Below are 11,500 nucleotides of genomic sequence, written 5' to 3' on the forward strand. Positions count from 1 at the left end.
TGGCTTTATATTTATTTAAAAGTTCATTATGGGTTTTACGAGTACAACCATAGTTTTGTTTAAACATGACTTCTTGTTCGGGAGTTAAATGAAGCTTAACAACCACACCTCGAATATACTCACCCATAAAATCATTCCTCCATGTCCATCATTATAATATTTTTATTCCATTATCTAAAAAAAATGAAAAAATATTTACTCTTTTTTAAAACAACAATTAAAATTACATTTAATTGAATAATATCTCATTTATAATTACTCCTATATAAAAAATGAGAGAGAGCATTTGAAAAGTATTCGAATAACGAACTCAGAGCAATTTTTCAAAACCAAAACAATTTTTCATAATCAAAGCAATAATATAATCACAACAAAAAAGTATACTGAACAAAAATTCAAGAGCCAAAATAGCCTCCAAAAAACACAAAATAAAAATAAACGCAATAAAATTAATTAAAAAAAGATAGTACACCCAATAGTGCAATTCATCCACAACTTGCAGAAGTTGTGGTATTCTTGCATTTTTAAGATAAAGTTTCAATTACCTCGGCCGATGACAATTATACGGTATCAAAAACATCAAAACTATTTGTTGGAAAACAGTATAAATCAATCCTTCGTTTTGGTCGTGTCAAAGTACTCAAAAATAGAGATATAATCAAGTTTAAAGTCAATATGATAACGATTTGGGAAAGGAAGTAAAGATAATTTTTAAAAAGAAATCAAAGCATACTCTAATCCTCAAAGCGAAGTTCGTTTTTTACAACCAAAAAACAAAGAAGCTTGTTTCAAAATTAGAGTACAGCAAATTCAAGAATGGCAAATGGCACTGGCCGGATAAGGATTATACATTCCGATATTTGATATATAAGGCAAAGATCTATTACATATCCACCAAAACATCTTGACCAGGAGTTGCGAATGGTTTGAATGGGTTTTTAGACATTTAAAGTCGTGTATTCTAGGAAGGATTTCCTTTTTGTCACATGATTCTTATTTTTTTTTAATCATCATCTTTTCCTATTATATCACAATCTGATTTTTGTGAAGGTATTCATCAATAATCCCAATAAAGCAGAACATTTAGGTGACTTATTTGGCCTTAGAAATAGATTATAATTTATTTTTTATAATGATAATTAGTCAAAATCTGTTTTTTAAAAAAATTACATAGTAATTACTCATTTTTTTAGAAATTTTCAATAAATTTATATATTTTACTGAATATACTTTTAACCAACTAATAATAGTTAACTTTAAATAGTTGTTTAAAGCCTATTAGTAGTACAATTATTATTCAGGTGATAATAATGAGAGAGTTATATGAGAAGATGATTGACGAGTCAATGGCTGCTCAAAAAGCAGATGTTGCCGTTATATCAGAAAATAGGTACAATGATTTTAAAATAACTGATGCAAAACCTTATGCCGATGCGGTATCTGGTATGAAAGCATTAGACAACCAAGCAGAATCTGTAATCAACTTGCATAAAGAATCTGTTAAAAACCACTATGAGATTTTATCTTCCATTACAGACACTTTGAAATGCGAAGACGATCCATTCATTGAACATTTCCAAACTCCTCCTGTTTTAGAAATTTTATGTGAGGAAGACGGTGAATTTGCAGACAGCTTAGATAAGTTCATCCAAGCGATTGCAGATTGTGAAGCACTAATCTCCAAAGAATCAATCAGAAGATATGGCGGTTTTTACGGACCTACCTGTGTAGTTGACTTTGCATTGATGCCTGGAAGTACCAGTAATGTGGTAAATCAAATATTGCAAAAAACAGACATTCCTGTTGCTCACAAACAGGCAATTCTTTCAGCCAAATCTTGGGGTATGAATACATCATACGGTGTGGGAGACGCATTTGCCAATGCTATTGAGGCAGGTGCAACTGCTGCTGAAGCAACCGAAAAAGAAATCGCAGCATTGCAGATGATTTACAAAACCCCTATTGAAGGACAAGGTCAATTGATGGATGATGCAGACCACTCATCATTTGATGTAAGGGACTACATGAACAAATATAAAAAGGCAATGACACCAGTCGTTAAAGCTGCAATGGATGATGGAGTGCACTACGGTAACATCGTAACTGTTCCTGCATACTGTGTTGGAGACATTGGACACCACATTGGACAATCCACCTACAACATGTGCAAAGATGACATGACTTTGGCAATTGTTCAGGCAACTGCTGAAGTAATCGATGCAACATTGAGAAATAACTTGGACAACTACAAATCAGCATTTGACGTACTTAAGTTATCCACAGGTTCATCAGCCTGTGCAACTGAATTCATCTTAGAATTGGATGGATTCAACGCACCGATGGTAGTTGACTTATTCTCCAAAAGGTTCCACAACTTTGTACAGCAATATCCAACAAGAGGAGCAGCTGCAGAATTGCACAACTGTGACTTCATGGACATGATTTACAGAGGATTCAATGCAATCAGCGGAGCAAGAAAATTCAGAGCAGGTACCGGTGGAGAATTAGTGCCAAAAATCAATGGATTTGACGTTGATTTAAGTCCTATTTTGGCCAGTGAAACAGTAATGAACCCACAAAGATACACTTACCCTGCATGTGCAATTACAGTAAGATTCTCTTCACTCATGAGACTCGCAGATTATCCATGTCTCTTAACTTCAGAACCTATTACAGCAACCATGATGACAAACATCATTGCACTTAACAAAGAAGCCCCGGGATCACCTGTAAGGGGATGTAAAAACTGTGCTGCGGCTTCACTTGTGGACAACAAACACGAATACTGTCAATGGAGAGAAGCTGTATAGGTGAGCTAAATGCCTTGTAATATAAGAAAAAAATTCTTTGCAGAACTTTTAGGAACATTCTTCCTTGTCTTTTTCGGTACAGGCTCAGCTGTGGTGACACTTTTAATCTCAAATAGCATCACTCCTGGAGCTGCCGGAATCGGGCCTTTGGGAGGACTTGGTGACTGGATTGCCATTGCTTTGGCATTCGGTCTGACTGTAATGATATGTATCTATGTGTTCGGAAAGATATCAGGTGCACACTTGAATCCTGCGGTAACCATTGGACTTTTAGTAACCAAAAACATCGCATTGGTTGACAGTATCTATTATATTGTTGCTCAGGTCATCGGTGCATGTTTAGGAAGCCTTTGTCTGTTTTTATGCCTTGGCGCTCCTGCAGTAACAATCGGAGGACTGGGTGCAACAGCCCCTGGACTTGGCGTAAGCTATATGCAGGCAATGTTTGCCGAATTTTTAGGAACATTCTTCCTGATGATGGTTGTAATGGGTGTAGCTGTTGATAAAAAGGCAGAACCTGGTTTTGCCGGAATATCAATCGGTATGACTGTGACTGCAGTAATTGTGGTTTTAGGTGCATTCACCGGAGCTTCAATCAACCCTGCACGTACCTTCGGACCATACTTGATGGACATGATTTTAGGAGGACAAAACCTCTGGGGATTCTTCCCAATATATCTTGTCGGACCTATTTTAGGTGCAATCTGTGCAGCATTCGCTTATGCATACCTTGCAAAGGACAGTGGAGTTTGCGAACTTCCACAGCCATTCAACGATGAATAATTCCATATATTATTATGGTTCAGACTGGTTACAAGTAAAAAATTAACTTTACTTGTGAACCACCTTTCTTTTTTTTTTGATTATATTAGAAATACATTACACAAAAAATCTAAAAATAACAAATTCTGTGAATATTTCAAGAAAACATCAATTCAATGAGGTAACAATATTGAATAGAAAAATATTATTTTCACTAATCATTTTGGTCTCATTATTCACTGTGTCCTCAATATGTGCACAGGGCAGCGGTCAAAATGATACGAGTATAACCACAGATTTTAACGAATCAGACATGCATTACGGATTCTGTGTCTTGCCCGAAGATATGGACAAAGTTGATTTCAAAGACCTCTCCAATCATGGGGTTACTGATCTGTTCCTAGATTATAGAGTCATGGACACACACGATAAAACCCAGGTAGAAACATGGATTCAGGATGCAAAAAATGAAGGAATTTCAGTACATATGTTTGCACAGGTTTTCAATGATGATGAAATGGTATAATCCAACTAACCAAAGCTTTGTTGATGCAAAAATTAATGAACTGAAAGAGTATGCAGGTTTAAAGGACCTTGCAGGAATACACCTAAATTATGTCAGATATGAGGGTGCGGATGTTGCTGAAATTGACAATTACACTCAAGCGGTTTCAAATTTTGTAGTGAATGCGACAGAAGAACTCAGAAAGGACAGTCCGAATCTGATATTGTCATCTGATGTAATGCCGGAATATGACAAATTGAAAGACAAATACTGTACAGATTATTCTATAATCAGTAAAAACTTTGATTTTGTTGTTCCTTTGACTTACTTTGATAATAACAATGAAAATGATACATATATAGAAGATGCCATTACATCTCTTAGGGATCACTCAGAGGGCGCCAAAGTATGGGCAAATTTGCAAACTTTTGACAATGCAACCCAAAAACCGATTCCTTCAGATAAGATGGAGGCTAAAATCCAGAACATATCAAAGGTGAATCCGGATGGATTTTTCCTTTTCAGATATGGATTGAGTGAGGATATAGACTTCAATAATTTGAATGCAAAATAATTGGTTTATTCCCACATTTTTTCTTTTTTTTAAAAACTTATTTAATAGATGTTAATCTAACTAATTACTATAAGGTGATAATTTGAGTTTTAATATTAGGGAAGCTTTTTTCATATTTATTCGTGGAGTCCTTATGGGCTCAGCAGATATTGTTCCGGGAGTTTCAGGCGGAACAATAGCTTTGATAACTGGAATTTATGCTCATTTGGTTGAATCAATTAGTAAAATCAAGTTTGCTTTTTTAAAACCGTTATTTAAGGGTGATTTTAAGGGATTTTGGAATCAGATGCTTGATGAAATTGATTTCAAGTTCTTCATACCATTGGTTTTAGGTATAGGCGTTGCATTCTTGACTTTGGCAAAAGTCGTTACCTATTGCATGGACGTTCACACTGCACTGACCTATTCATTCTTCCTAGGCTTAATTATAGCTTCAGCAGTAATCCTATTTAGAAAACTCAATGAAATTAACATAAAAAACATAATATTTGCGATAATTGGTGCTATTTTGACATTCATATTTGTCAGCATGAATCCGATAGCGGCAAATCATTCTCTGATTGTAATATTCATTTCAGGTATGATTGCAATATGTGCAATGATTCTCCCAGGAATTTCAGGATCATTCCTGCTTCTTTTATTAGGCCAGTACAAATACATGTTGAATGCACTTCATCAGCTTCATTTCACTGATATCATTGCTTTTGTAGTAGGTGCGTTAATAGGAATACTTGGTTTTTCAAGAATACTCAATTACCTGCTTAAAAACCATGAAAAAATAACAATGGCATTTCTCATTGGTGTAATGCTCGGGTCACTGAAAGTTCCTGCTGTGGAGATTGCAAGTTCAGTCATCGTTAACATTTCAGGATTGTTGCCATGCATTATCGTTGCAGTAATTGCATTTGCACTAATTATAGTTTTAGAGACAAAATTTGATTATATGGAATAATAATCAAATTAATTTTTTTTTAATATTTATTAACAATTAAAAATATATTTAAATACAATGCTAGTTTTAAAGAAAGTTAAAAAACAGTGGAGACTATACCCAATCGGCTCACCAAAAGGGGCTTTGAATCACAAGAGGGAACCTGAATTTGTCGGTAACATCAAGTTCTCACATGAAGGTGACTCATTGTCCATTTCAAGATTCGTTGCCGATTACAACTTCAAGGACAACTCCACTTTAAATGAAAAGCTTGTACCTCCTGGAGAAGTCACCAAATTACTCCGCTCACAGGCGGTTTTTCTGGCAACACCTGACGAAAAGGTGGAGAAGTTCTTAAAGTCACTCAACATTAAGGTCAGAAAGACACAGGTATGCGATTACTGTGCATATGAGGGAAACATAACCATCGTCAATTCAGCCTATTCTTATAAATATAACAATCAACTGATCTGCAAGGATTGCGCTCATGATACGATAAAACAGGAACTGAAACTTCAGGGATTCGACAAAAAGATTTTCAGAAACCTTAAAAAGACTCTGGAAAAAACTGATGACCTTGAAAAGACATTGTCTGTTTTGGACCCTCACTTTGACCCTTTAAAAAACAGGAAACTGACCCTCTTTGACAAGACCAGAAAGTCAAAGCACATAATCCCTCCTGTTGACATGAAAAGGCTAAAGATACCTAGAGAATTTAAGGAAGTTCTGCTTGACTCCGGAAACACCAAATTGCTGCCGGTCCAGTATCTTGCCATCAAGGAAGGGCTATTGAAAGGAGAGGACCTATTGGTTGTCAGTGCAACAGGTTCAGGTAAGACCTTGGTGGGTGAGCTTGCAGGAATCACCCAGGCATTGGAAGGAAAGAAATTCGTTTTCCTCACACCTCTTGTTGCCCTTGCAAACCAGAAATATCGCGATTTCAAAAAGAAATATTCAAAATTGGGTTTGAAGGTTGCCATCAAGGTTGGAAGAAACCGTGTAAAGGCAAAAGGAGAACTGAACCTGCCGGATTCAGATGTCTCAAAGGCAGACATTGTGGTTGCAACCTATGAGGGAATCGATTACCTGTTAAGAAACGGAAATTCCAACAGCCTATCCAATTTGGGAGTAGTCCTAATCGATGAGATTCACATGATTGATGATGAAGACCGTGGAACACGCCTCAACGGACTGATTAAAAGGTTAAAGCATCTCTATCCCAAAACTCAAATTATCGGACTGTCTGCAACAGTCAAAAACCCTGATTTTTTAGCTGAGGAGTTCAACATGAAGCTTGTTGAATACTCAGAGCGTCCGGTTCCACTGGAAAGGCATTTGGTCTATGTTAGAAATGAAGCCCAAAAAAGGCACATCATGCAGAGGCTTGTCAAAAGGGAATTCAACACCAAATCCAAGAAGGGATTCAGGGGACAGACTATCATATTTACAAATTCACGGCGTAAAACCCATCAGATTGCAAACTTCCTAAGCAACAAGCATATCAATGCCCACGCATACCATGCGGGACTGTCCTATTACAAAAAAGAAAAGATAGAAAAGGATTTTGACAAGGGAAGGATTTCCTGTGTCGTTACAACTGCAGCTCTTGCGGCAGGTGTGGACTTTCCGGCTTCTCAAGTTATTTTTGACTCTTTGGTAATGGGAAATAAGTGGATTAATCCCAATGAGTTTGCGCAGATGCTAGGACGTGCCGGAAGGCCATCCTATCACGATAGGGGTATAGTATATCTTCTTCCTGAAGTCGGCAATGACTTTGCAGGCGAATCGGAAGAGGCAATGGCATTGGACCTTCTGGAAAGCAACAGCGATGATGTCTATATTGAATATGACGAGGAATCCTCTTATGAGCAAATTCTAGCGGACATCTCTTCAACTTCGATACAATCGACCAATGAACTGAATAAATTCTATAAAAATATAGATGTTCCGATAAGCATCAAGATTGCAGTTGATGAGATGGATGATTTGGGTTTAATCAATTGCGTAGCAAACAGGCTTGAGGTGACCAAGTATGGAAGAGCAACGTCTGTATCATTTTTATCAATCAACGAAGCGGAATTCATAAAAAATACATTGAATGACAGGAATTATCTGATGCATTATGTCGGCCATTCCCCAATGTACAAGAAAAAGGAAAAGTACGACAAGCTGAAAGTCCTGATTCTGGCCATGGCAATGGATTTGGAAATGTTTGAAAACGCATACCTGTCAAGTGTTATCCACAATCAAATCGCAAACGCATTAAAAATCAAATTCTCAACAAGGCTCTTTGCGGAATCCACCTTGGATATAATATCATCAAGAGAGGCAATCGGCAAGCTTGACAAGAAGTTCCAGGATGCCATGATAGCGCTTCAAACTGATTTCATGCAGTGCAGATGCCAGGACAGGCCATTCTGCAGCTGTATGCAGAGGGGAATTTCAGAAGTCATCGTCCATGAGAGGCTAAAGGGCAAGGATCCTCAGGACATATCAAACAAACTGTTTAGAAAGTATCAGATACAGGTCTATCCGGGAGATATTTTCTCTTGGCTGGACAATTTCGTCAAGAATTTGGATGCAATCAAAAGAATTGCCAAAGCTTATAATAAGAATAATATAGTTAAAAAAACAAACTTTTTAATTAAGAAAATCGAAAATGGGTGAAAATGCATGTATGCAGAAGATAAAATATTAATCGGGTGTAATGAAAATACGGACGTGTTTTTATTGCCGAAGCTTGCCAACCGTCATGGTTTGATAGCTGGAGCAACTGGTACTGGTAAAACCGTTACCTTAAAGGTCATGGCCGAATCCTTTTCGGATTTGGGTGTTCCTGTATTTTTGGCTGATATGAAAGGTGACATTTCAGGCCTTGCAAAGGTAGGTTCAGACAACGATTTCATAACCAACAACAGGCAGAAATATGGCCTTGATGAAAAAGGATTCAATTTCAAACAGTATCCCGTTGAGTTCTGGGACCTGTTTGGCCAGAAAGGACTTCCTGTAAGGGTAACATTATCAGAAATGGGTCCTGTATTGCTTGCAAAAATCCTGAACCTGTCTGAAGCGCAATCCGGAGTATTGAACATTGTGTTCAGGGTCGCTGATGAACATTCACTTCCAATCATTGACTTGAAGGACCTGAAATCCATGATAAATTATGTTGTTGAGAACAAGGCTCAGTTTGAAAGTGAGTATGGCGCAATTGCTGATAAGTCAGCCAACACTATTTTAAGAAGCCTCATTGCTCTTGAAGACCAGGGCGGAAACGATTTCTTCGGCGAGCCTGCACTTGAAATTAATGATTTTATGCAGCTTGATGACAATGGAAAAGGTATCATTAATATTTTGGACGCTCAAAAATTGTCCCTGTCTCCTGAAATCTACTCAACATTCCTGCTTTGGATGCTGTCCACCTTATTTGAAACATTGCCTGAAGTCGGTGATATGGACAAGCCTAAATTCGTATTCTTCTTTGATGAAGCACATCTTCTGTTTGATGACATGACTCCTGAATTCGGCAAGAAAATCGAACAGATTGTAAGGCTTATAAGATCAAAAGGTGTAGGATTGTATTTCATCTCACAATCTCCTGCAGACATTCCGGATGATATCCTTGCCCAATTGGGTAATAGGGTCCAGCATGCACTTCACGCATACACTCCAAAAGACCAGAAAGCGGTAAAAGTGGCTGCAGAAACATTCAGGGCAAATCCTGACTTCGATACTGCTGAAGTAATCTCCAATTTGGGAATTGGACAGGCTTTGGTATCAACCCTCGATGAAAAGGGTGTGCCGAGTGTCGTTGAGCAGGTTGACATTGTGCCTCCGCAAAGCCACATAGGAGCCATTGAAGATGACCTTAGGGCTCAATTGATTGATATTTCACCATTGAAGGGAAAATACGCTCAGGCAATTGACAGGGAGTCCGCTTATGAGAAACTCTTAACCAAAATTGATGAAAATCCGAATATCGAAAGTGAAGTTGCACCTGAAGTCCTTGAAGAAGTTAAGATACAGGCACCTCCTGAACCTGTTGAAGAGGTCAAGACCCAACCGCAGGAACCTGTTGAAGAGGAACCTGAACCAGCTCCACAGCCTGGAGCCGCAGATGTTCTGGGTGGCATCCTTGGAACCGTTTTAGGAGGACAGACTCAGGCAAGTGGAAAACGGGCTAAAAAGTCATCCACCCAAAGGATGGTTGAAAAGGCCGCAACACAGGCCGCAAACACTGCTGCCCGTGAGGTTACAAAAGGAATCATGAGAGGATTGTTCGGACAGATGAAATAGGTGGTTTGATGGCACATCCCCACAAAGATGCAATAGCTAATATGCCTGCTTCAGCATTGATAGGTATCATAGAAGAGTCAAAGATGACTTATGTTCGTGAAAACTTATCAATTTTCTTACATGAAAGCCAAATTAAGCTTTTGAAGCAGGTTAAAAAACATGAAAAACCTCATCACAAAAGGATTAGGGCAAAGCAGTTTGAAAAGGCCAAAAAAGATGACTTGTTCAATGTTCATTTGGGTCTGTATTTGAAGAAATATCAGAAGCTTGAAAAGCTGGATTTGATTGAAATAGATTTGCAGCCTGAAAACGGCTTGGAATATGACTGCAAGTTAACTTCCAAGGGAATTGAAACATTGGATGAAATTGCCTCACTTGAAAGCGAGTGGGAAGGTGTTGTCGGCATTGATGATACGGATAAGGATATTCTTAAAAAATTGGCCCTTGATTCATTTGAAATATCATACAAGCATAAGAAAAATCGTGAATTCATATTTTGAAATATTTGAATTCCATGGCTATTGAATCATATGCATTTTTAACGCATTCAATAGCTTCATTTCTATTTTTAAAGTAATATAAGTGGCTTTTACACTCACAATCGGAGCATCCGAAATTTTCTATTCCTGTTGCATTTGATGAAATGTATCTGGACAGTGCACATTCCACTTTTTTGGTTGATTCATTATAAATCACATCAGTGATTTCAGCTTCCTTCAACAGGTAATCAATGTGCCAGTGAAGCTTCTTTTTACTGCTCAGATGTCTTCTGATTCTTGATTCAAGGTAGTTCATGGCTGAGCCTACATATACATAATTGCCCTTTTCAAAATCGATTTTTCCAAGCTTTCCGATTTTGATTTTAGATGAATTTTCTAAATCAATTATCAAACAGTAACATCCTTTCATTCTAATTTTCCATTTTTTTCGAGTCTATTAATCATTTTGAAAATTCGCTTTCAGATTTTACTTTAATTTTTGATGTTATTAAAATTATTGACTTTGTCTTTAATTAAAAGGCATGGAAAATTTTATTAATTTTTTAAACTAAACTATATTCATGATTTTCAAACTTACAAGCAGAGGCCATAAGAATGTCACATCACTTCACAAATCCACCTTTGAAGTTACAAAGGACATTGAAATCGGCCCGACTGCAGATTGCATTGTGGGAACTTCTGCCGACAAATCAATGTTAAACTTTCCTCAGGAGTTTAAAGACAAGATAGCCGATTCCAACACTAAAATAAAAGTGATTCTTGACACTGAAAACGGCCATGATGAGATAACCGGTTTTGGCCATGAGGATTTGACATTGACACATCCAACTGACATCGTTTGCAGAACAAGTGATTTCACATGCTCCAGAACATTGATGATTCATGCAGATAAGGCTGCCAAAGACCTGGATCATAACCTGATTGAAGATTTAAAAAATGAAAAAATCATGGAAGTTACCATAAAATTATGCTAAAAATAGTTAACTATATATAAGTTGAAAAATATATTTTTTTATAACTACTTTTGTTTTTATGCGGGGGTGGTCGAGCGGTCAAAGGCGCTAGGTTGAGGGCCTAGTGGGTCAGTCCCTTCGCGGGTTCAAGTCCCGTCCCCCGCACCATTTA

Annotated in this window: 12 protein-coding genes and 1 tRNA gene; 11 read left to right on the forward strand and 2 right to left on the reverse strand. The window is 37.5% G+C overall.

Annotation, left to right across the window (positions count from 1 at the left end):
- On the reverse strand, positions 1-127 hold a 127-nt coding region (locus tag ACJMML_RS07330), incomplete at its 3' end, for a helix-turn-helix domain-containing protein (protein ID WP_405306695.1).
- A 559-nt stretch (positions 128-686) separates the two neighbouring features.
- On the opposite strand from ACJMML_RS07330, the gene ACJMML_RS07335 reads away from it, so the two are divergent.
- The 9 genes from ACJMML_RS07335 to ACJMML_RS07375 all read left to right on the forward strand — a co-directional run bounded on the left by ACJMML_RS07335 (position 687) and on the right by ACJMML_RS07375 (position 10,375).
- Positions 687-908, forward strand: coding sequence for a hypothetical protein (locus ACJMML_RS07335; RefSeq protein WP_405306684.1), 222 nt, complete (start codon positions 687-689; stop codon positions 906-908).
- 402 nt (positions 909-1,310) lie between these two features.
- Positions 1,311-2,810 (forward strand): DUF2193 domain-containing protein, encoded by a 1,500-nt coding sequence (locus tag ACJMML_RS07340; RefSeq protein ID WP_405306685.1) that lies wholly within the window; start codon positions 1,311-1,313, stop codon positions 2,808-2,810.
- A 9-nt stretch (positions 2,811-2,819) separates the two neighbouring features.
- Positions 2,820-3,593 (forward strand): MIP/aquaporin family protein, encoded by a 774-nt coding sequence (locus tag ACJMML_RS07345; protein ID WP_405306686.1) that lies wholly within the window; start codon positions 2,820-2,822, stop codon positions 3,591-3,593.
- 169 nt (positions 3,594-3,762) lie between these two features.
- The gene (locus tag ACJMML_RS07350; protein ID WP_405306687.1) at positions 3,763-4,098 is read left to right on the forward strand and encodes a hypothetical protein; all 336 of its coding nucleotides are present in this window, start codon (positions 3,763-3,765) and stop codon (positions 4,096-4,098) included.
- Positions 4,040-4,651, forward strand: coding sequence for a hypothetical protein (locus ACJMML_RS07355; RefSeq protein ID WP_405306689.1), 612 nt, complete (start codon positions 4,040-4,042; stop codon positions 4,649-4,651). Before ACJMML_RS07350 ends, ACJMML_RS07355 begins: the two co-directional genes overlap by 59 nt.
- Positions 4,652-4,784: 133 nt before the next feature.
- On the forward strand, positions 4,785-5,603 hold the full coding sequence (locus ACJMML_RS07360) for a DUF368 domain-containing protein (RefSeq protein WP_405306696.1): 819 nt from the start codon (positions 4,785-4,787) through the stop codon (positions 5,601-5,603).
- Between the two features lie 57 nt (positions 5,604-5,660).
- The gene (locus tag ACJMML_RS07365; RefSeq protein ID WP_405306690.1) at positions 5,661-8,249 is read left to right on the forward strand and encodes a DUF5814 domain-containing protein; all 2,589 of its coding nucleotides are present in this window, start codon (positions 5,661-5,663) and stop codon (positions 8,247-8,249) included.
- Between the two features lie 6 nt (positions 8,250-8,255).
- A complete protein-coding gene (locus ACJMML_RS07370; protein WP_405306691.1) occupies positions 8,256-9,875 on the forward strand; it encodes a helicase HerA-like domain-containing protein in 1,620 nt (539 codons plus the stop codon).
- Positions 9,876-9,883: 8 nt separating this feature from the next.
- A complete protein-coding gene (locus tag ACJMML_RS07375) occupies positions 9,884-10,375 on the forward strand; it encodes a hypothetical protein (protein ID WP_405306692.1) in 492 nt (163 codons plus the stop codon).
- Here ACJMML_RS07375 and ACJMML_RS07380 read toward each other — a convergent pair.
- On the reverse strand, positions 10,365-10,784 hold the full coding sequence (locus ACJMML_RS07380; RefSeq protein ID WP_405306693.1) for a DUF123 domain-containing protein: 420 nt from the start codon (positions 10,782-10,784) through the stop codon (positions 10,365-10,367). The two genes, ACJMML_RS07375 and ACJMML_RS07380, sit on opposite strands and share 11 nt — an antisense overlap.
- Positions 10,785-10,935: 151 nt before the next feature.
- On the opposite strand from ACJMML_RS07380, the gene ACJMML_RS07385 reads away from it, so the two are divergent.
- Together ACJMML_RS07385 and ACJMML_RS07390 are read left to right on the forward strand one after the other, a co-directional pair.
- Positions 10,936-11,349, forward strand: a complete 414-nt coding sequence (locus tag ACJMML_RS07385; RefSeq protein ID WP_405306694.1) for a DUF371 domain-containing protein — start codon at positions 10,936-10,938, stop codon at positions 11,347-11,349.
- A gap of 60 nt (positions 11,350-11,409) precedes the next feature.
- Positions 11,410-11,496, forward strand: a tRNA-Leu gene (locus ACJMML_RS07390).
- Positions 11,497-11,500 lie beyond the last annotated feature (4 nt).

The organism is Methanobrevibacter sp., assembly GCF_045130115.1.
Taxonomy (GTDB): domain Archaea; phylum Methanobacteriota; class Methanobacteria; order Methanobacteriales; family Methanobacteriaceae; genus Methanocatella.

Excerpts from the sequence above, each read along its gene's own strand:
- ACJMML_RS07340 (WP_405306685.1), top strand. The coding sequence starts at position 1,311 with ATGAGAGAGTTATATGAGAAGATGATTGACGAGTCAATGGCTGCTCAA.
- ACJMML_RS07345 (WP_405306686.1), top strand. The coding sequence starts at position 2,820 with ATGCCTTGTAATATAAGAAAAAAATTCTTTGCAGAACTTTTAGGAACA.
- ACJMML_RS07355 (WP_405306689.1), top strand. The coding sequence starts at position 4,040 with ATGAAGGAATTTCAGTACATATGTTTGCACAGGTTTTCAATGATGATG.
- ACJMML_RS07360 (WP_405306696.1), top strand. The coding sequence starts at position 4,785 with ATGGGCTCAGCAGATATTGTTCCGGGAGTTTCAGGCGGAACAATAGCT.
- ACJMML_RS07365 (WP_405306690.1), top strand. The coding sequence starts at position 5,661 with ATGCTAGTTTTAAAGAAAGTTAAAAAACAGTGGAGACTATACCCAATC.
- ACJMML_RS07370 (WP_405306691.1), top strand. The coding sequence starts at position 8,256 with ATGTATGCAGAAGATAAAATATTAATCGGGTGTAATGAAAATACGGAC.
- ACJMML_RS07375 (WP_405306692.1), top strand. The coding sequence starts at position 9,884 with ATGGCACATCCCCACAAAGATGCAATAGCTAATATGCCTGCTTCAGCA.
- ACJMML_RS07380 (WP_405306693.1), bottom strand. The coding sequence starts at position 10,784 with ATGAAAGGATGTTACTGTTTGATAATTGATTTAGAAAATTCATCTAAA.
- ACJMML_RS07385 (WP_405306694.1), top strand. The coding sequence starts at position 10,936 with ATGATTTTCAAACTTACAAGCAGAGGCCATAAGAATGTCACATCACTT.